Genomic DNA, 19,265 nt, shown 5'->3' on the forward strand with positions numbered 1-19,265 from the left:
GTGCCCAGCGGCATTCATTCGCCAAGCGGGCGCACCCAGAACAGCTCGTGGCGGCGCACAGCCTTGCGGAAGAATTCGTCCTCGCCACTGGCCGGCCAGCGACGTCCGGCCAGCACACGCTGGATCAGCCGACGCAGGCGCTTCTTCAGGGGCAGCGGGCCTTGCAGATCGTGCTGCATGGCCAGCGCCATGGCCTTGTTCACTTGTGTACCGGCGCCCAGTTGCGGGCTCCACAGGCCATCTGCCGGTAAGGCCACCATGGCTGGCGGCAGGGCGATACCGGAGCCTGCCGGGCCCATCGGCCAGCGGTCGTTGTCGTGCAGATGATTGGCGTACAGCAGCAGCGTCCGCGGCGGCCAGGCGCTGAGCTGGATGGCCTCGATCAGCGCGCGCGTAGCCGCGACATGATCGCTGTGCGGGTCCAGCTCCGGGTGCGGAGTCACCACCACATCCGGGCGAAAATGTTCGAGCAGTGCGGCGAGGTCGGCAACCAGGTTGCGCCAACTGGGCTCGCCATCAGCATCGCCCGGCAGCGCCAGCGGGTTGTGCTGACGCACGAGGCGGATATCGTGTTCGCCGGACTCGCGCGAGCCAAAGGCCAGCTCCGGCTGCGCGGCCATCGCCGGCAGCTGCAGACAGTAGTAGCCCAGTTGCACGCAGCGCTGCTGTGGCACGCCGCCCCAGAGCGGCACGGCCAGGCTGTCCCAACTGCGCAGGCGACCCTTGAGGCGCGCGGCAGCCGCCAGGTCGAGACCCAGGCGCTGGTAGTGTTGCGCTTCGATCTCGCCCTGGGTCAGGGTGACGATGCTCACGTCACGCGCACGGCTGTACAGGCCGAAGGCAGCCAGCTCGGCATCGTCCGCATGCGGGGCGACGACCATCAGGCGCTGCTCGGCGTAGTCGGGATTGCGCAACACGAATAGCGTGGCAGACGCCGACAACGTGCAGAAACGTCCGCGCAGCGACAAGCGCCCTGCCGCCAGGTCGGCTCCCTGACCGGACAGATTGAGGAAGCGGCGCCCGTCGACACCCCGTTCGAAATCCTGGCGATCCGCACCAACCCGTACGTAGGGATCGAGCCAGCGCCCGAGCCAGCTGGCACGGATATCCAGCGCCAGAATCAGCGTGTCACCCGGCGTGAAATCCCCGGCCACCCGCAACAGGCCGTCGTGCAGCTGCACCGCATGGCTCGGCGTGTGCTCAGGGAAGTCGTAGCGGTAGTCTTCGTCGGCGGCATAGAACAGGTGATCGGCGAACCAGGCCTCGTGCGCGACCCACCCCGTCAGCAGCAGCAACGGCACCAGCCACCAGGCGACGAAAACGCCCAGGCCGACCAGCCCGAGCAGGGCCATCAGCAGTACGATGCGTTTGTTGCGGCGATGACGTTTCAGCAACTGCTGTTTGCGTGCGCTCATGGCCTTACACCTGATAGACCGGAACCCGGTTGCACCAGCGCTCCTTGTACTCGCGATCGGCGCGCCCGAAGGAATAGCGTAGCGGCTTGCCCAGCGCACGCGCCTCGGCCCAGGCGGTCTGCGTGTTGACGAAACTGAGCACGCTGCCGGGGCTGAATTCGCGGCTCTGCGGATCGACCCCACCGTTGATGTACTCCAGGCTGACCCAGCCCGGCGCCTCCACGCGGTAGAGAATCTGGATCGCCACCGGCTCGTCGCCCAGGTAGATCAGCGAGCCGGTCATGAATTCGCGCATCAGGCCGAATACCTCAGCCAGATGCGCCTTACCGGTCGCCTCGAACCCCCAGCGGCGCTGGAACAGGTCGGCGTAGATACGCGCCTGCTCGGCCGCATCCAGCTCGTGCATGGACCGCAGCACACCACCAGCTTCCTCAAGCAGGCGCTGTTCGCGGCGCTGGTTGTAGCGAAATTTCTTGCTGTATTCCTCAGGCTCTCGCGCCAGCGCCAGGCCTTCAGGCTGCTCGCTCAGCGTGGTGACGTGCGGCGCATTCAGCGCCGAAACGTAACGGGCGCGATGGCGCAACGCGACCTGCACCGACTCGGCGACCGGCAGGATGATCTCGGCGTTGCCGAGATCAAACAGACCGCGCTTGCCCTGTTGCTTCAGCACATCCTTGGCCAGGGCCAGATGCCGCCCCCAGGTCGCCAGAGCGGCACGCACCTCGCCATCGACCCGCCAGCCGAGGTAACGCACCGGAATACCGGCCAGCGCGGCCAGCCGTTCGATCACCTGCGGATGGGTGGCGACACTGCCACCGTAACGCTGCCAGACCTGGGCATAGGCGGCCGCATCGATCTCTACCCAGCCCTTCTCGCGCCAGGCGCGCAGGTGACTCAGCATCAGACGTCCGACTCCGCCTGGATGCTGTCGCCACCCTCGTCGAACTGGCGGGCATGCAGGCGGGCGTAATAGCCATTGAGGGCCAGCAGCTCGCTGTGCGTACCACGCTCGACTATCCGCCCCTGATCCATCACCAGGATCAGGTCGGCCTTCTCGATGGTGGTCAGGCGGTGGGCGATGACCAGCGTGGTGCGCCCCTTCATCACCTCGTCGAGAGCACTCTGAATATGCCGCTCTGACTCGGTGTCGAGGGCCGACGTGGCCTCATCGAAAATCAGCAACGGTGCGTTCTTCAGCAACGCGCGGGCAATCGCCAGGCGTTGGCGCTGGCCACCAGAAAGCAGCACACCGTTCTCGCCGACGAGCGTGTCGTAGCCCTGCGGCATCTTCTCGATGAATTCGGCAGCGTAGGCCGCCTCGGCAGCCTTGCGCACGGCCTCGATCGGCGAACCGCCGAGGGCGCCATAAGCAATGTTGTTGGTCACAGTGTCGTTGAACAGGGTGACGTGCTGGGTGACCAGCGCGATGTGCTGACGCAGGTTGCGCAGGGTGTAGCGCTCTACAGGCAGGTCATCGAGCAGGATCTCGCCCTGCTCGTGCTGGTAGAAGCGCGGGATCAGGCTGGCCAGGGTCGACTTGCCGCTGCCGGAGCGACCGACCAGGGCGATCATCTGCCCCGGCTCGGCAACGAAGGAAATGTTGTCCAGCACCGGCTTTTCCGCACCCGGATACTGGAAGACCAGGTTGCGTACCTCGAGGCGCCCGCTGATCCGCGCGCGCTCTTCGGTGCCGGTATCGCGCTCGGGCTCGTCGTCGAGCTGCTCGAAGATACTGTCCGCACCGGCCAGACCTTTCTGGATATTCGAACTGACTTCGGACAGCTGGCGGATCGGCTTGGGAAGCAGGCCCGCCATGGTGATGTAGGCGACCAGATCCCCCGCCGATGCATCACCACGCATGAACAGCACGAGGAACATCAACACGGCCATGCCGCTGTAGATCACCAGCTGCAGCGACGGGGTGTAGACGGCGTTGGTCTTGACCATGCGCAGCTGCTTGCGCCGGTTATCGTCGGTCACGGCCAGGAAGCGCGCACGCTCGTATTCCTCGCCACCGAAGCTGCGCACCACGCGGTAGCCCTGGATGGTCTCCGAGGCCACATGGGTGACGTCTCCCATGGCGGCCTGGATCTTCTTGCTCTGTGTGCGGAATTTCTTACTCGCACTGCTGACCATCAGAGCGATCATCGGCAGGATCGCCAGCATCACCAGGGTCAGCTTCCAGTTCATCCACAGCAGCGAACCGAACAGGAAGATCACCGTCATGCCTTCGCGTACCACCACCTTGATCGCGTCGGTGGCGGCGCCGGTGACCATGGTCACGTTGTAGGTGATACGCGAAATCAAGTGGCCCGAGTTGTTGTTATCGAAGTAGCGGTTGGGCAGCACCAGCAGGTTGTTGAACAGCTCGACGCGTAAGTCATGCACCAGCCCCAGAGAGACACGTGCCAGGAAATAGTTACCGAGAAACGAGCCAACCCCCTGCCAGATGGCGATCAGCACAATCAGCAGTGGCACCATCTGCACCAGGTTCAGGTCGACCAGGAACTGCACGTCCCCCAGATAGGGCACACCAGCAAAGAAGCTGGCATCCGGATTCTCCAAGCCATCGACGAAATACTTCAGCATGTAGCCGAACATGGGCTGGGTGGATGCGAAAATCAGGAAGCCGATGATGCTGATCGCGAACATGCCCCAGTAAGGGACGACGTACTTCAGCAACCGCAGATAGACCTTCATGCTGGATTGCTGGGTAGAATTGGCCATTCGGCGAGCCTCGTGCGACTGGCTAGAGAGAAAAGATGCGGATTGTAACAGCGAACGAATTACAAGATTGGCTAAGCCAGGGCGAGCTTCTGGAAAAAGACAGCCACGGCCCCAAGGTGGTTCGTCTGTCCAACGGGCAGTTGCTGAAGATTTTCCGCAGCCGCCGCACGCCCCTGTTTGCCCGCCTGCGCCCGGACGCCCGACGCTTCGCCGAGCGTGCCACGCACCTGCAACAGCTCGGCATCCACACCCCAAAGATTGTCGAGCTGTGCTGGATCGACCGGGACAAGGCTGTCAGCGCCTGTCTCTATCAACCGCTGCAGGGCAGGCCACTGGACAAGATTTTCCGTGACGCACGCGACGAGTTCGACAGCCTGCTGCCGACGTTCGCCGCCTATATCCGTCATCTGCACGAACTGGGTATCTATTTCCGCTCGCTGCACCTGGGCAACATTCTGCACACACCGGACGGCAGCTTCGGCCTCATCGACTTTCTCGACATCCGCTTCAAAGGCCGCCCACTGGGACGCGGCCTGATCCGACGCAACTTCCAGCACCTGCACAACTACCTGCAGCGTCGAAAAGTCGAAAACTTCCCCTGGGACGACCTGCTCAAGGCCTACGAAGCAGCGAGCAAGACCTGCCGCTGAGAGGGAAATTGGGCAGGTCAGCGAATGACACGCCCTGCCGACAGATAGCCTACTTAATGCTGCCAGACGCCGCCTCACTACGCCCCTGACGCATTGCTAGCACCACTGCAAGCGAAATGGGCAACCAGGTTACGAGCCAATCGGCATTAGGCTTCAACCACAGACCGATACCATCAGTCAGCAACGCCACGCTGGAAAAGCTCCAAAGCGCAAGAAGCCCACGCCCAAGAGCACTATCGCGATTACGCCAACCACGCATGGCAGTAGCGCACCACAGTCCGAGGAAAAGCAAAAGGCCGGGAACCCCAAGGCGAACCCCGGTATCGAGAAACAGATTATGAGGGTGCCTGTAGAGAATGGGGCCGTTCGGCACAGCAATGGTGTAAGCCTCAAAGCCCACGCCCCATAGCCAGTTCTGCCGGATCAGTTCGACTCCGGCTTGCCACAGGGCCGGGCGCAGAGAAACCCCCCGCTGCAAGAACAGCTCTGGCTCTATCAGGGCAATTGCTGCAACCCCGGCCAGCGCCGCAAGCAAGAACAAGACCCCAAGGCGCGTTGGGCGAGCCAGCAGTATGACAATCGGCACCGCCAGCAACGCGAGCCATACACCGCGGGTCTGGCTCATTCCTAGAAAAACAGCGTAGCCGATGATCACGGGCGTAAGCAGAGCAGCAATCCAAGGCTTTTTGGGAACACCATACAAAAGCAGCGCCCCCAAGACGGCAAGCGCCCCCACTGCGTGGGCGGCCAATATCGCCCTATCCCACAGACCGATGGCAATCAACCTGTCGCCACCATGATTCCAATAGAAGTAAAACGCTGAAGCGAAGGCGAATACGCCACCAATCAATATACAAACCTGCAGCACACGCTCTAACGGCCAACGAGAGTCCTGAGCAGCAAGGACAACTCCAAGTAAATTTAGCAATACATAGAATGGCAACTTGGCCTTGCTTGCGGTGTCTTCGTCGGCCTGCACAACCAGAACCACCAATGTCCATATAGACAGCAAAAAGAACAGCAGCATTTCCGGTTGTTTGAGGGTGCGACGAAAATCAGCCAGGCACAGCGCTAGCAAAGCCGGCAACCAGAACAGCACATTCAGTAACTGGTGGTAGTGCTTGTTGCTCGACATCACCCAAGGAGCACAAAGGAAAACCAGAAATCCGACTACAGCCCAACGTGCAAGAATATCCTGCCTTAATGAAAGCCCTTTCAACACATCAACACTCCTGAAGCATTCTTGCAGCAACCCTTTCAAGCTGAGCCCGCTCGGCGCTCTGCCAGCTCCCCTGCACACAGTACTCTGCCGCCATGTAGCGCAAGAAATTCTCTCTGATGGCAGGCTCAAGCGACCAATTAGGGAATGTCGTGGCGATAGCCAGAAATTCCTCAAGCGAATCCGCGTGCATAACCAGCCCTGGAATATTGAAGAACGCCTGCCCCAGCGTCAGTAGCGGTTTGCCCAGAAGCAGACTTTCCAAACCTACGGTCGAGTTCAGTGTTACAACGTACTGGCTGGACTCGATCAACTCCTGCGTAGCGTTACCGTTGGCGAAGAGAAGCCGCTCGTGACAGCGCTGATGCAGCTCGGGGTAAGACTCGCGGCTGGACGGGTGCTCTTTGAATACCACCGTTACACCCGTCTCCTCGGCAAGGCGCTCCCCCAAGACAAACAACTCGCGCATATCCGCAATCCAGGGGGAGAACAGGCGAACCTGAGTATCACGGTCATCCTGAAACGGGATGAACACGAAGTGCTCAGGCAACGTGATGGGCTCCAGACGGGTATTGCGCGGTTTGCGTGGCACCAAGGTAAGTTGCGCCTCGGTAGCGTCGACAGGGGCCTGATAGGATCGGTAGAACGCCGCGTCACGCGGCACCGAGTTACGGTAGTTGACCCCTCTGGTATCCAGTGTGGTTGTATCCGGCAGTAAGCCGTTCTCGAAAAAGAAGGTGCGACAACCGGAAGGCCGCAGTGCCAGCAATAACTGACAATAGCGATGCGATCCATTCCACATGGCTATCGCCTGAGGCTGCTTCCGTATTAGCAGCGCGTGCACTCTTAATGCAACCCAAGCCAGCTCTAGGCGCAGCAGAAGGCGATACAGAAATCCTTCGTATTTGCGCTTGACCCGACGCTCCTGACATTTCTCTTCGATCAGTCCATCCCAATCGATGCGCCCGGCGATACTCGAAAGTTTCCACGGGCGCGGCCACGGCATATCAGCCGGCACCACAACTTCGCCTTGGAGTTCGGTTTCGTCGAGTAGCCGTTGAAAATAGATGCTCTGGTGCTTGGCCAGAGAAAAGAACAAAAACTGAACCATGATCAACCCTGAAAAGCTGAATTTGCATTGGCAAAAGACAGCATGTGAGAAAGGCACCGCATGCTACAGCGCCTCACAAAGCAGGCAGCGCTCGATTGGCGACTGAGGCTCCGCATGCACCAGCAACTCAACAAGCAGTTGCTGGTTGACCTGTAGCCCCTGCACGCCATGAGCAAGGTGGTACTGACCGAAGTCGTATGCTCCGACAACTTCTGCAGCGTACTCATCGGCTATGCGTACAATGCGCGCCTGCAATGCTGGAAGACTTGTCAGCACCGGTCCGAAGAAACGCTCCTGAGCAAAAATGTCCTTATCCTCGCTCAGGTTGCAATAGATCACCGGCCGCCGCGCCAATGCCGCCTCGATTACCGCGTTGGACATGATGTTGACCACCAGCGAAGCTCGGCTCAAGGCACCCGCCAGTGAGAAATCGGCAGGCAGGACCTGCAGATTGTCGAGCGTGCGAGCCGCCTCATGCCAGAACGGCACCTGACTGCGTGGATGGGGTTTGATCAACACCTGATAACCCGGATTCGCCGCTGCCCAGTCACGCAACAGGTCGTAGGTACGCTGGTAGCCCGCTTCCTTTTCCTTGTCAGGCCCCACGCCGAGGACCAAGAGCACGCGCCGCTCGGCCTCCGCGGGAGGGAGATCGAAGGTGCCGTCGATCATGTGCGAGCCGGCCAGTACCGCCGTCGAAGTACCGAAACGCAGCTTGCGCGCCTGCAAGGCCTCCAGCGAACTCTGGCCAAACAGGAAGTAGTAGTCGTAGTCGTTCATACCCAGGCGACGCGAGCCTTCCACCGTGGTGGCATGCGCCAGGTGCACGAGCAGCGTGCCACGACGGTTCAGCGCCAGGCGCAGGAAGGGGGCATACAGGCTGCCATTGCGGTCGTTGAGCAGAACCCGTGGCTGGTACCGCTGCACCAGCCATTCGGCATAGGCGGCATGCCCGAAGTAGCGGGTAGGCACGCTGCAGGGCGGAAGCCTGAGCAGACGCTGGCGCAAGATCGTCTTCGGTTCCTCCAGCGCAGTTTCGATCAGGCCATGACCGCGCGCGCGCAGCCCCTCGATCAGCAGTTTCTTGCGCTGGAACTTGATCACCTTGGGCGCTGATTGCAGCAGCAGAAAATCGCAGGACTCGCCTGCAACCTCAGTCGCCAGACGCCGTTTGGCACGCATGCCGAACCACCAGTCGCCCAGCGCTTCACGGGCAAAGCGCAGGGCACTACCGAGCACACCATGACGCTCGCGCAGCAGCAGCCAGCGGTAGCGGTCCAGCGCGCGAGCCTTGTTGGCCCAGGAGTCGACTGCGGTTTCAGCCATCATGACGCACGCAGACTCGCCAGCATGGGCAGTGCCCAGAACTGCTCAGCAATCGCCTGATCCGAGAAACGCAGCACGAGCTGCTCCTGCAAGCGCTGGCGCGTGGCAGCCAGCTCCGTGCCAGCCGCAGCCTCGGCGATCAACTGGCGAGCAAGGCCGTCGGCATCGCCAAGCGCAAACAGGCGGCCAACCCCCTGCACCACTTCGCGACCACCGCCGCAGTCGGTGCCGATCAACGGCACGCCTGCAGCCATGGCCTCCAACAGCACCATGCCGAACGGTTCGTGGTCGGAGCTCAGGGCAAAGACATCGAAGGCCTGGAAGTAACGGCGAGCACCGGCTACCTGGCCGAGGAACCGCACGCGATCGGCCACGCCCAGCTTGACGGTCAGCGCCTTGAGCACAGGCTCCAGCTTGCCACTGCCCATGATCGCCAGCAGGCTGCCGGTTGGCAGTTGCGACAATGCCTGGGCGAAACCGCGGATCAGCGTCGCCTGGTCCTTGTCCGGGTGCAGGCGGCCGACATTGCCGATCACCCAGGCATCGTTCGGCAACTGCAAGGCAGCCCGGGCAGCGCCGCGATCCAGCAGCTCGGCCTGCACGGTGGCGATATCCAGACGGTTGTACAGGGTGGCGATACGCTCGTCCGGCCAGCTCGGCAGGCTGGCACGCATATCGTCACGCACGGCATCGGACACCCCGAGCAGCGCCAGACGTGCCTTGAACACCCGGGCGAACAGCCGGCGCGACAGCCGACGGTAATCACCGAAGGCATGGTGCACACCGATCACCGGCAGGTCGCTGCCCAGCAGGGCGACGTACACCGGTTTGAAACGATGGGCGATGCACAGGCTGAAGTTACGCGAAGCGGCGATGCGCTTGAAGTCGGCGATCGCCTTGAGCTTGAGCCCACGCACCTCACGACTGGAATAGTCGAAGAAAATCACCTCGTCGGAAGCCGACCCGGCCTCGACTTCGGCACTCGGCGCGCCGGTCAGGTAGACGGTGCAGACCTTGTAACGGGTACCGGCAAACAGCGCGGCGTACTGCCGCGCGCAATCGAGGAAGGGGCCGTCATAGCCATGGCAAAACTGCAGTACCCAGGCCTGAGCAGTCCCCGCAACCTCAGATGTTGTCATACCAGTCCTTGCCATCCTTGACCACGAGGATGTCTTCCATGATCAGGTACTGCAGGTCGGAGCCGTAGAACATGTTCAGCGCGTCGGTCGGCGAGCAGATCATCGGCTCACCGCGGCGGTTGAGCGAGGTGTTCAGCGACACGCCGTTGCCGGTCAGTTTTTCCAGCTCCAGCATCATGTCGTAGTAGCGCGGGTTGTATTCGCGCTTGAGCACCTGGGCGCGCGAGGTGCCATCCTCGTGCACCACTTCGCCGACGCGGGTTTTCCACTCTTCGTTGACTTCGAAGGTGAAGGTCATGAACGGGCTCGGGTGGTCGACCTTGAGCATCTGCGGGCCGACGGTGTCGAGCATCGACGGGCAGAAGGGCCTCCAGCGCTCGCGGAACTTGATCTGCTCGTTGATGCGGTCGGCCACGCCAGCCACGCTCGGGCAACCGATGATCGAACGACCACCGAGGGCGCGCGGGCCGAACTCCATGCGGCCCTGGAACCAGGCTACCGGGTTGGCATCGACCATGATCTTGGCGATGCGCTGCGGCATGTTGTCGATGCGCTTGAATACCGGCTTGCTCGGGTGACGGGCGCAGGCGGCGATCACGTCTTCGTTGGAGTACGAAGGGCCGAGGTAGACGTGCTCCATCTTCTCCACCGGCACGCCGCGCTGGTGCGAGACGTAGGCAGCAGCGCCGACCGAAGTACCGGCATCGCCGGAGGCCGGCTGCACGAACAGCTCCTTCACGTCGTCACGGGCGATGATCTTCTGGTTCAGCTTGACGTTCAGCGCGCAGCCGCCGGCGAAGGCGATCTTGCCGGTCTCGCGGATGATGTCACCGAGGTAGTACTCCATCATTTCCAGCGCCAGCTTCTCGAACAGCGCTTGCATGCTGGCGGCGTAGTGGATGTACGGGTCGTCGGCGATGTCGCCGTTGCGTTTCGGGCCCAGCCACTCGATCAGCTTGGGCGAGAAGTAGTAGCCCTTGCCGTTTTCCTTGTAGCGACGGAAGCCGATGACATTGGCGTAGTCGGTGTTGATGATCAGCTCGCCGTTCTCGAACTTGGCCAGGCGCGAGAAGTCGTACTTGGCCGCGTCACCGTAAGGTGCCATGCCCATGACCTTGAACTCGCCGTCGAGCATCTCGAAGCCGAGGAACTCGGTGATCGCGCCGTACAGGCCGCCCAGGGAATCCGGATCGTAGAATTCCTTGATCTTGTGGATCTTGCCGTTCTCGCCGTAGCCGAAGAAGGTGGTGGCGTACTCACCCTTACCGTCGATGCCAAGGATCGCGGTCTTCTCGGTGAAGCCCGAGCAGTGGTAGGCGCTGGCGGCGTGGGCCAGGTGGTGCTCGACCGGCTCGATCTTGATCTTCTTCAGATCGAAACCGAGCTGTTCCAGGCACCATTGAATCTTCTTGCGGTAACGCTTGTAGCGGCGGTTGCCCATCAGGATTGCGTCCAGCGCACGGTCCGGAGCGTACCAGTAGCGCTTGGCGTACTGCCAGCGAGCCTTGCCGAAAATGCTGATCGGAGCGAACGGAATGGTCACCACATCGACATCGGACGGCTTGATCCCGGCCTGTTCCAGGCAGAACTTGGCGGACTCGTAGGGCATGCGATTCTTCGCGTGCTTGTCGCGCACGAAGCGCTCTTCTTCGGCGGCCGCGATCAGCTTGCCGTCGATGTACAGGGCCGCGGAGGGATCATGGCTGAGCGCGCCGGAAAGGCCGAGAATCGTCAGTGCCAAGGGTCTAGCCTCTCTTAATCTTCTGAACTGACGGCGGGCGTCAGCGGTATCCGTTGATCGAGCAACCGGTGCAACGCCGACTCGGCGGGCCAGTTGCGCAGGAAGCGGGCGCGGTCGCGGGCATAGGCCCTGGCGAAACCGCGCGCGCTGCGATGCTGCTGCATGGCATCGAGGTCGATCAGCGACCAGCGAGCCAATCCGTCATCCCAGAACAGGTTGTGCCCCTTGAAATCACCGTGGCTGATGCGTTCGCGCAGCAGGCCAGCGAACAGGCGATCCAGGGCCAACAGGTCGGTTTCCGGGGGCGATCCGTCATGGAATGCCTGAAAACGCGCGATTATATCCTGCCCGCCGCAGTATTCGGTAATCAGGTAGGCACGCCCGCGCAGGCCGCACCAGCGCCGCTCGACGACCGCCAGCGGACGGGGCGTGGCGATACCCAGCAGCTCCAGACGATGACCTTCACGCCAGCTGTGCCAGGCCCGGCTCGGGCGCCAGAAGCGCTTGAGCCAATGCAGCAGGTTCTTGACGTTGTAGCGCTTGACGACCAACGGTCGGCCGCTCAGCTCGACACGGGCAACCGTCGCCGCGCCGCCGGTCTTGTAGACGTGCCCGGCCTCGGTGAGCAGGTCGAGGTTATTCAGCAGCGGCTGCAGCGTCGCCTCTTCACTGCGCCGTACCACACGCAGGCCAAAGGCGCCGATCCGGGCCGAGAACAGGCTGCAATCGCGGGCGACCTTCTTCAGGTAGTCACGCAGGCGCCAGCGGCGCACCCTGGCCACTTCCTTCAGCAGCGCCTCCAGCGGCAGGGCATGTTCGCCATTGGCCAGCAGGTAATGCACCAGCAGCTCTTCGGTGAACGGCTCCAGTTCAGCCGGCAGCTGGGCGAAGAACACCCCGAGGTTTTCCAGCACCTTGCCACGCGACAGTGGCTGGCCAGGCGTTTCCACCTGCACACCACCGCCATCGATGACAAACAACTGCCCCTCATGACGCAACAGGTTGTCCAGATGCAGGTCGCTTTGCCACAGGCCGACCGCATGCATCCGCGCAATGGCCGCCAGCGCCTCGCCCAGTACCGCCTGCTGCGCATCGGAGAGTGGCGGCTCGGACTCGACCGCATGCCAGGCATCACCCAGGCTTTGCGCGCCGTCGAGGTAGTCGAACAGCAGCCAGCCACCCTGGTCTTCGCGCAGGCCATCGGCAAGCAGCTGCGGCGTTTTCAGCCCCCGCTCGACGAGCAGGCGTGCGCCACTCAGTTCACGCTGGAAGTGTCGCGCCGCGCGTGAGCCGACCAGCAACTTGGCCAGCACCCGACGCCCGCGCCACTCCGCCACACCGACATAGCGCTGCCCCGGCAGCACGCGCAGCAGTCGCTCGACCCGCAGCGGTGCCGGGCCGGCCGCATCGGCCAATTCGAGGGTGAACGGCAGCGCCGGCTCACGCCCGCCTGCGGCCAGCTCGGCAAGCGTCATCGCCGCGCCTCCTTGTGCCGACGGCGGGCGCCCAGGCGCTGCCACCAAGACTCCAGCCCGGCCTGATCCGGCAGATACGCTCCCAGCAGGCGGCGTATATCCGCCTCGCTCCAGATCGCCGCACGGCGCAACAGCGGCTCCAGATCCTTGACCCGGTCACGCATGCCGAACAGCAACGGACGGGTCTTCTCCAGGTCGATCAGCTGTGCCTGGAATGCCTCGCCGGCGTGGCGCAGGAAAATGTGCTTGGGGTAGAAACAGCCGTGCATCTGCCCGGCCTGGTGCAGGCGCTGGGCCAACTCACCACAGGCCTCGAGAATGGCCTGGCGCTCGGTTTGCGGCAGCGCGCCCCAGCCAGCCAGCCAGTGGTCGAGGTCAAGCCAGCCATCCAGCGCCCGGGTCAGCAGCACCGCGCGGCGCTCGCCCGGCACCCGACGCTCGGCGAAGAACGCGGCCTGCAACGCCGGGATACCCAGTTTCCGGTAGCGCTGGATGTTGCGGAACTCACGGGCGAAGGTCGGCTCACCGAAGGGCTGCAACAGGCTGCGGGTCAGGTGGTTGCTCTGCCGCTTGAGGTAATAGGCCGCCTCGCCCAGATCCAGGCGATAGACGCTGCTCCAGCCGCCACGCTCGGTGTTCGGCTCGTCGACCGCCTCCAGGGTCAGCGCCCATAGCGCATCGAAGTCGGCGAGGCCGTGACGTTCGAGGAGCGCGCGATCCTCGCTGGCGATGAAGTCATTCATTCCCTGCCCTCGAAATAGCCAACGATCTGCCGGATGCGCCGTTTGTCTGAAGCGCTCAGGTGCTCGCGCCCGCGGTACTGCAGATAGAAGCGCAAGCGCTGGCTGCGTGTCAGCGTGTACTTGGCGACCTTGTCCAGGCAGGCCAGGTCCTTGGTGATCCGCCGGCGCAGCAACGGCCCCCACCAGAACGCACCGGTCGGACAGTCGATGAGGAACAGCTGCTCGCGGTCATCGACCAGCAGGTTGCGCCATTTCAGGTCGTTGTGAGTGAAGTGATGGTCGTGCAGCGTACGGGTGGCGCGGGCCAGCTGGCGGCTGACCACGTCTACCCAGCGCGGATCGCGCAGGCGCGGGTCGTCGTGCCTGGCCAGCGCCGCGAGATCCGCGGTATTTTCCAGCTCGCGGGTGATCAGCGCCCCGCGTACGAAGGAACCAGCGCGACGCTCCAGACCATAGGCGACGATCGGCGCCGTGGGGATGCCCCACTTGGCGAAGTACTTGAGGTTCTGCCACTCGGCCTTGACCCGCGGCCGGCCGATGTAATGGCGCAGGCCCTTGCCCGCGTCCCAGTAGCGTTTGACGTAGTAGCGCACGCCGTCACGCTCGATTAGGACCACCTCGGACAGCGGATCACGGGTCAGACGCTTGCCTTCGATGGCAAACACGCTGTCCAGGCTGGTGAAATCATCCAGCCCGGCATAAGCCGGTTCGACGAACCAACCACTCATCAGCGGCCCTCCACCGGAGCCTGACCGAGTCTGGAAACGATGCGCCCGACAGGCACAAACGGGCGCCAGATGTAATCGTCCCCCCATTTGATGCGCGTCAGCGGCGCCACAACAAAATTATGCGGGTTGAAGCCAGGTCGCCAGGCGAACAGCGCATGCTTGCGGGTGATGGTGAACGTGCGCAGCCCCAGCAACGAGCCCAGGTGACCACCACCGGAATCGTTGCTGATCACCGCATGCGCCCCCGCCAGATACGCCATAAGCGCCTGGATATCAGGAAAGCTAACAACCTCGAAGCCAGATAACTCGCTGCTCAAGCGCGCCTGTTCAGGCCCCTGGCAGGCAAACTCGACCCGCCACCCCTTGCGACGCAGGCGATTTGCCAAGGAGAGGAATCCGGCAGGGGAATAGTTCTTTCGCGGCTTTGGCGACGTCGGAAAGATCACCACCCGATTGGATGCAGGCCGCACGGACTTGCAGCGTACTGGTATGGGCAGATCACTGGACTGAAGGCCAAAGACACGCTGGGCGTAATGTTCGACCCACGCCACCATCGTTCGACCATCCTTGGAATGCAGACAGAAAGGCATCCCGGCGTGCTGGTAAACACGCGCCCCGACGTGCACATCGCGCGAATCCAGACACAACTCGCTCGGTATCTTCTTTGCACTGACCAAGGCAATGTTGCTGCGCGCCAGGCACTGCTCGCGCAGTGAGCCTTCGGTGGGCAGCTGATTGAAGTAGGCGACGACCAGGTCACACTCATCACTTAGAGCGGGCAAGTCCTTCTGGACGTAGGGCTCGACACTCAGCCACTCGAAATTTTCGCGGGCCGAGTACAGGGTGTTGGCCGGGAACCGCACGCTAGCACCGGCCAGGTGAAACAGCCACGCCAGACGCAGGTACACCAGCGTATCGCCCAATGCCGCGGGCGGGATGACCGCCACTTTCAAACCAGTAAAACTCAAACGCAGACTCTCCCGATCAACTTCCTGTTCACAACGCGTCTCCATAGCGCTGCTTGCGTGCATACAACGTGTCCGCCTTGCGCTCCAGCCAGCCGAGCAGCCGGGCTTCGTCACGCAGAATCTCGCGCAGCGGGCGGCGGAAATAGGCCTTGAGGAAACGCAGCTTGTCGCGGCGGGTAAGGCCGATATCCAGGGCGGAAAAATACAGGGCCGCCAGGTCCTTGTTGCGCCAGCGCAGCGGCGTGGCGCGACGGACCTGAGCGCGGTGCAGGTCGATCACCGAGAGGCGGAAGTCGTCCGCGGTCACCGGGGTGTCCGTATGCAGCAGGAAGTGGCAGATGTAGCAGTCGCGGTGATTGACCCCGCCGCGGTGCATGTCGCCGGTCATCCGCGCGACTTCGTCGATCAGCCCGCGTTTGAGACGCGGCTGCGGCGGCTGGCGCACCCAGTCGAGGGTCAGCTGCTCCAGGTCGGTGGTCGGCGCCAGCTCCTCGGTGACGATGAAGGAATGCTGATTCGCCGGATCGCTGCCGCGCTCGCCGTAGGCCACGGCGGTCATGGTCGGCACGCCAAGCGCGGTGAGACGCTGGATCGCCTGCCACTCCTGGCCCGCGCCGAGCACCGGCAGCTTGGCCGTGAGCAGGTTCTTGACGATTTCGCCCCAGCCGATGCCGCGGTGGATCTTGACGAAGTAGCCACGCCCCTCGACTTCGGTGCGCAGGGTGCGACGACCTTCCAGCTCGCGGTAGACCTGGCCCTGCAGGGCCTCCACCGCAGCGAAGGCATCCTGCCCGGCCCACAGGCGCTTGAACGGTTCGGCGAGGATCAGCTTCATACGCGCTCCGCCAGGATCACGTCGGCCGCGCGCTGCGGCATGGAATACAGGTCCGCCGTGTCGGCGAAGTTCAAGCCGTTGGCGCCCCAGCGCTGGCGGGCGGCGTCATCGGCAAGCATCTCGGCGAGCATGCGGTTGCAGGCCTCCTGCTCGAATGGGCTGGCGATCACGCGTCCAGCGTCGGCCTCGGCAATGTAGTGGGCGTAGCCACACACGTCGCTGACCAGCACCGGCAACCCGGAAACCAGTGCCTCAAGCAGCACCGTGCCGGTGTTCTCGTTGTACGCCGGGTGGATCAGCAGGTCGGCACCGAGCAGGAAGCGCGGGATGTCGCTGCGCCCCTTCATGATCTCGACGCGATCGGAAATGCCCAAGGCCTTGGCCTGCAGCTGGAACGCGCGCGGGTCGTCCTCGCCGATGGCGATCAGGCGGGTGCGCTGCTTCAGCTCGCGCGGCAACGCGGCCAGCGCCTTGAGGCTGCGGTCCAGGCCTTTGGTCTTGAAGCCCGAGCCGATCTGCACCAGCAGCAGATCGTCGTCCGCCAGCGTGAACTCGCGACGGAACTCGGCGCGGATCTCGGCGGCATTGGCCGGCGCACGGCGGTCCGCGGCGATACCCGGTGGCAGCAAATGAAAGCGCGCGGCCGGGGTCGCGTAATGCTTGACGAACAGCGGCTGCTGCACCTCGGAGATCATCAGGATCTCGGTCTTCGACTCGGGCGCGAACACCGCGCGCTCGTAGTCGGCGAAGTGCTTGTAGCGGCCCCAGCGCTTGTAGATCGGCGCGCGCAGGGTCTGCGCCTTGTCCTCGTAACAGCCGTCGGCGGCGTAGTACACGTCGAGGCCCGGCATCTTGTTGAAGCCGATCACCCGGTCCACCGGATCGCGGGCCAGGTCGGCCGCCAGCCAGGCGCTGAACTTCTCGTTGCGGTGATGGTTGAACAGCGCCTTGATCGGCGCCACGCGCACATCGAAACCAGCCGGCACTTCGCCCTCCCAGATTGGCGTGTAGACGCGAATGGCGTGGCCACGCGCCTGGCACTCCAGAGCGATGCGCAGGAAGTCGCGCTGCAGGCCGCCGAAGGGAAAGTACTTGTAGAGCACGAACGCGAGTTGCATCAGACCGCCTCCGGCGCCAGCAGCAGCGCCTCCAGTTCGGTGCCGACGCGTTCGGCATCCAGCCCGTCGAAACAGGCCTTGTGCCGGTCGCCGCTGCCAGCATCCGGGCCAGTCGCGCACAGGTGCACCTGGCCGCGGCCGTAGGCGCCGACACGCCCGGGCAGGGTCGGACCGTAGAGCGAAATCGTCGGCACATCCAGCGCCGCGGCGAGATGGCCGAGGCCGGTGTCGACCGCCACGCAGGCCTGCGCCCCGGCGATCACCTTGGCCACACCGGCAAGGTTCAACTTCGGCAGTACCGCAGCGCTGGCGATACCGGCGACGATGCGCCCGGCCCGCGCGCGCTCGGTGTCGTTACCCCACGGCAGGCGCACTGCCCAGCCGGCATCGGCCATGCGCTGCGTCAGCGCGCGCCAGTCGGCTTCCGGCCAGTGCTTGCTGGCCCAGGTGGTGCCATGCAGGAAGAGCAGGTACGGCTGGGCGACCACATCGGCCAGCGCCGCGCGATCCAGGCCATAGTCTCCGAGCCCAGCCGGCACGCTGTAGCCGAGCGCCTGGGCGAACAGCTGGCGGGTACGTTCCAGCGCGTGCTGGTCCTTGGGTACGGCATACAGGCGATCGTAGAAGCGGCAGGCAATCGGCTCACGCGCCGAGTCGCGGTCCAGGCCGGCCACCGGCGCCTTGACGTAGCGGGTCAGCAACGCGCTCTTGAGCAGGCCCTGGGCGTCGATCACCAGGTCGTAGCGGGTCTCGCGCAGGCGCGCCTTGAAGCGCGACCAGTCGCCGTTCTTCAGGGTCTGCCAGAGGTTCTTGCGCCAGCGGCGAATGGCCACCGGAATGACCTGGGCCACGGCCGGGTGCCAGGCCGGGATCTCGGCGAACCCCTCCTCCACCACCCAGTCGAACTGGATGCCGGGGATCGCCCGCGCCGCGTCGGTAAGCGCCGGCAGGGTATGGATCACATCGCCGAGCGACGAGGTCTTGACCAGCAGCACCCTCATCCAGCGACCTCGATCGGGTCTGCCGCCAAACGGCCGAGGGCCTCGATCACCGGGCGCGGCTTGAGCTCGCGCAGGCAGTTGTAGTGGCCGAAGCGGCAGGTGCGGTCGAAGCACGGGCTGCACTCCAGCCCCAAGCGCACGATTTCCACCTGCTCGGCCAGCGGCGGGGTGAACTGCGGCGAGGTCGAGCCGTACACGGCCACCAGCGGCAGGTTCAGCGCGGCGGCGACGTGCATCAGCCCGGAGTCATTGGACACCACGGCGCCGGCGGCGGACATCAGGTCGATGGCCTCGGCCAGGCTGGTCTGCCCGGCGAGGTTGCTGACTTCCTCGCGCAGGCCGGGAATCAACCGACCACGAATGGTCTCGCCACCCGGATGGTCATTCTTCGAGCCGAACAGCCACACTTGCCAGCCCGCGCGGATCTTCAGCTCGGCGACCTTGGCGTAGTGCTCGGCCGGCCAGCGCTTGGCCTCGCCGAACTCGGCACCGGGGCACAGCGCCAGCACCGGGCGATCCAGGCTCAGGCCGAACTTGGCCAGGGCCGCGGCGCGGCTGGCCTCGTCGATCTGCAGGCGCGGCTGCGGATAAGGTTGCGGCAGTTCGACACCCGGCGCGTAGGCCAGGGCCATGAAGCGCTCGATCATCAGCGGGTAGCGCTGCTTGTCCAGCGTGCGGATGTCGTTGAGCAGGCCGTAGCGCATCTCACCCTTCCAGCCGGTGCGCACGGGGATGCCGGCGAAGAACGGCACCAGGGCGGACTTGAGCGAGTTGGGCAGAAGAATCGCCTGATCGTACTGGCCGGCCAGCGACTTGCCGATGCGCCGGCGGCTGGCGATGTCGAGCACGCCGTGGCCGAGCGGAAAGCTCAGCGCCGCACGCACTTCGGGCATGCGCTCGAGGATCGGCCGGCTCCACTCGGGCGCCAGCACGTCGATCTCGCAGCCTGGATGACGCTGCTTGAGGCAGACGAACAGCGTCTGCGCCATCACCATGTCACCGACCCAGCTGGGGCCTACGATCAGTATTCTCATCAGGGCTCCGGAAATGACCAGGGAGGCTCACGCCT

General features: G+C 63.8%; 17 protein-coding genes. 1 reads left to right on the forward strand and 16 read right to left on the reverse strand.

Annotation, left to right across the window (positions count from 1 at the left end; translation table 11 throughout):
* Positions 1–14: 14 nt before the first annotated feature.
* The 3 genes from IB229_RS07220 to msbA are packed head-to-tail and all read right to left on the reverse strand — an operon-like array spanning position 15 to position 4,142.
* Positions 15–1,415: a PIG-L deacetylase family protein gene (locus IB229_RS07220; RefSeq protein ID WP_192326380.1), complete on the reverse strand. Its 1,401-nt coding sequence runs from the start codon at positions 1,413–1,415 to the stop codon at positions 15–17.
* Between the two features lie 4 nt (positions 1,416–1,419).
* Complete coding sequence (locus IB229_RS07225; protein ID WP_192326382.1) at positions 1,420–2,316, reverse strand: GNAT family N-acetyltransferase; 897 nt, start codon at positions 2,314–2,316, stop codon at positions 1,420–1,422.
* On the reverse strand, positions 2,316–4,142 hold the full coding sequence (msbA, locus tag IB229_RS07230) for a lipid A export permease/ATP-binding protein MsbA (protein ID WP_192326384.1): 1,827 nt from the start codon (positions 4,140–4,142) through the stop codon (positions 2,316–2,318). Before msbA ends, IB229_RS07225 begins: the two co-directional genes overlap by 1 nt.
* Before the next feature lie 35 nt (positions 4,143–4,177).
* On the opposite strand from msbA, the gene IB229_RS07235 reads away from it, so the two are divergent.
* Positions 4,178–4,792: a lipopolysaccharide kinase InaA family protein gene (locus IB229_RS07235; protein ID WP_192326386.1), complete on the forward strand. Its 615-nt coding sequence runs from the start codon at positions 4,178–4,180 to the stop codon at positions 4,790–4,792.
* A gap of 49 nt (positions 4,793–4,841) precedes the next feature.
* On the opposite strand, the gene IB229_RS07240 is transcribed toward IB229_RS07235, so the two are convergent.
* The 13 genes from IB229_RS07240 to waaF form a co-directional block, all read right to left on the reverse strand.
* Positions 4,842–6,014, reverse strand: a complete 1,173-nt coding sequence (locus IB229_RS07240) for an O-antigen ligase family protein (protein WP_192326388.1) — start codon at positions 6,012–6,014, stop codon at positions 4,842–4,844.
* A gap of 1 nt (position 6,015) precedes the next feature.
* A complete protein-coding gene (locus tag IB229_RS07245) occupies positions 6,016–7,122 on the reverse strand; it encodes a capsular biosynthesis protein (RefSeq protein WP_192326390.1) in 1,107 nt (368 codons plus the stop codon).
* A 63-nt stretch (positions 7,123–7,185) separates the two neighbouring features.
* Positions 7,186–8,451 carry an alpha-2,8-polysialyltransferase family protein gene (locus tag IB229_RS07250; protein WP_225578929.1) on the reverse strand — a complete coding sequence of 422 codons (1,266 nt, stop codon included), beginning with the start codon at positions 8,449–8,451 and terminating at the stop codon, positions 7,186–7,188.
* Positions 8,448–9,587: a glycosyltransferase gene (locus tag IB229_RS07255; RefSeq protein WP_192326392.1), complete on the reverse strand. Its 1,140-nt coding sequence runs from the start codon at positions 9,585–9,587 to the stop codon at positions 8,448–8,450. Before IB229_RS07255 ends, IB229_RS07250 begins: the two co-directional genes overlap by 4 nt.
* Positions 9,574–11,328, reverse strand: coding sequence for a carbamoyltransferase (locus IB229_RS07260; RefSeq protein WP_192326394.1), 1,755 nt, complete (start codon positions 11,326–11,328; stop codon positions 9,574–9,576). The genes IB229_RS07255 and IB229_RS07260 overlap by 14 nt, the downstream gene beginning before the upstream one ends.
* Positions 11,329–11,342: 14 nt before the next feature.
* Positions 11,343–12,803 (reverse strand): lipopolysaccharide kinase InaA family protein, encoded by a 1,461-nt coding sequence (locus tag IB229_RS07265; protein ID WP_192326396.1) that lies wholly within the window; start codon positions 12,801–12,803, stop codon positions 11,343–11,345.
* Positions 12,800–13,546, reverse strand: coding sequence for a lipopolysaccharide kinase InaA family protein (locus IB229_RS07270; RefSeq protein WP_192326398.1), 747 nt, complete (start codon positions 13,544–13,546; stop codon positions 12,800–12,802). The genes IB229_RS07265 and IB229_RS07270 overlap by 4 nt, the downstream gene beginning before the upstream one ends.
* The gene (locus IB229_RS07275) at positions 13,543–14,274 is read right to left on the reverse strand and encodes a lipopolysaccharide kinase InaA family protein (protein WP_192326400.1); all 732 of its coding nucleotides are present in this window, start codon (positions 14,272–14,274) and stop codon (positions 13,543–13,545) included. Before IB229_RS07275 ends, IB229_RS07270 begins: the two co-directional genes overlap by 4 nt.
* Positions 14,274–15,305 (reverse strand): glycosyltransferase family 9 protein, encoded by a 1,032-nt coding sequence (locus IB229_RS07280; protein ID WP_225578930.1) that lies wholly within the window; start codon positions 15,303–15,305, stop codon positions 14,274–14,276. Before IB229_RS07280 ends, IB229_RS07275 begins: the two co-directional genes overlap by 1 nt.
* The gene (gene rfaP / locus IB229_RS07285; protein ID WP_192326402.1) at positions 15,271–16,077 is read right to left on the reverse strand and encodes a lipopolysaccharide core heptose(I) kinase RfaP; all 807 of its coding nucleotides are present in this window, start codon (positions 16,075–16,077) and stop codon (positions 15,271–15,273) included. The genes IB229_RS07280 and rfaP overlap by 35 nt, the downstream gene beginning before the upstream one ends.
* The gene (locus IB229_RS07290; protein WP_192326404.1) at positions 16,074–17,195 is read right to left on the reverse strand and encodes a glycosyltransferase family 4 protein; all 1,122 of its coding nucleotides are present in this window, start codon (positions 17,193–17,195) and stop codon (positions 16,074–16,076) included. The genes rfaP and IB229_RS07290 overlap by 4 nt, the downstream gene beginning before the upstream one ends.
* Entirely contained in the window at positions 17,195–18,196 is a 1,002-nt protein-coding gene (waaC, locus tag IB229_RS07295) for a lipopolysaccharide heptosyltransferase I (RefSeq protein WP_192326406.1), read from the reverse strand. The genes IB229_RS07290 and waaC overlap by 1 nt, the downstream gene beginning before the upstream one ends.
* Positions 18,193–19,230, reverse strand: coding sequence for a lipopolysaccharide heptosyltransferase II (gene waaF, locus IB229_RS07300; RefSeq protein ID WP_192326408.1), 1,038 nt, complete (start codon positions 19,228–19,230; stop codon positions 18,193–18,195). The genes waaC and waaF overlap by 4 nt, the downstream gene beginning before the upstream one ends.
* Positions 19,231–19,265: the final 35 nt, after the last annotated feature.

This window comes from Pseudomonas sp. PDM14 (assembly GCF_014851905.1).
GTDB lineage: Bacteria > Pseudomonadota > Gammaproteobacteria > Pseudomonadales > Pseudomonadaceae > Aquipseudomonas.

Excerpts from the sequence above, each read along its gene's own strand:
- IB229_RS07290 (WP_192326404.1), bottom strand. The coding sequence starts at position 17,195 with ATGCAACTCGCGTTCGTGCTCTACAAGTACTTTCCCTTCGGCGGCCTG.
- IB229_RS07275 (WP_192326400.1), bottom strand. The coding sequence starts at position 14,274 with ATGAGTGGTTGGTTCGTCGAACCGGCTTATGCCGGGCTGGATGATTTC.
- IB229_RS07220 (WP_192326380.1), bottom strand. The coding sequence starts at position 1,415 with ATGAGCGCACGCAAACAGCAGTTGCTGAAACGTCATCGCCGCAACAAA.
- waaF (WP_192326408.1), bottom strand. The coding sequence starts at position 19,230 with ATGAGAATACTGATCGTAGGCCCCAGCTGGGTCGGTGACATGGTGATG.
- waaC (WP_192326406.1), bottom strand. The coding sequence starts at position 18,196 with ATGAGGGTGCTGCTGGTCAAGACCTCGTCGCTCGGCGATGTGATCCAT.
- IB229_RS07225 (WP_192326382.1), bottom strand. The coding sequence starts at position 2,316 with ATGCTGAGTCACCTGCGCGCCTGGCGCGAGAAGGGCTGGGTAGAGATC.
- IB229_RS07265 (WP_192326396.1), bottom strand. The coding sequence starts at position 12,803 with ATGACGCTTGCCGAGCTGGCCGCAGGCGGGCGTGAGCCGGCGCTGCCG.
- msbA (WP_192326384.1), bottom strand. The coding sequence starts at position 4,142 with ATGGCCAATTCTACCCAGCAATCCAGCATGAAGGTCTATCTGCGGTTG.
- IB229_RS07255 (WP_192326392.1), bottom strand. The coding sequence starts at position 9,587 with ATGACAACATCTGAGGTTGCGGGGACTGCTCAGGCCTGGGTACTGCAG.
- IB229_RS07270 (WP_192326398.1), bottom strand. The coding sequence starts at position 13,546 with ATGAATGACTTCATCGCCAGCGAGGATCGCGCGCTCCTCGAACGTCAC.
- IB229_RS07250 (WP_225578929.1), bottom strand. The coding sequence starts at position 8,451 with ATGATGGCTGAAACCGCAGTCGACTCCTGGGCCAACAAGGCTCGCGCG.
- IB229_RS07235 (WP_192326386.1), top strand. The coding sequence starts at position 4,178 with ATGCGGATTGTAACAGCGAACGAATTACAAGATTGGCTAAGCCAGGGC.
- rfaP (WP_192326402.1), bottom strand. The coding sequence starts at position 16,077 with ATGAAGCTGATCCTCGCCGAACCGTTCAAGCGCCTGTGGGCCGGGCAG.
- IB229_RS07245 (WP_192326390.1), bottom strand. The coding sequence starts at position 7,122 with ATGGTTCAGTTTTTGTTCTTTTCTCTGGCCAAGCACCAGAGCATCTAT.
- IB229_RS07280 (WP_225578930.1), bottom strand. The coding sequence starts at position 15,305 with ATGCACGCAAGCAGCGCTATGGAGACGCGTTGTGAACAGGAAGTTGAT.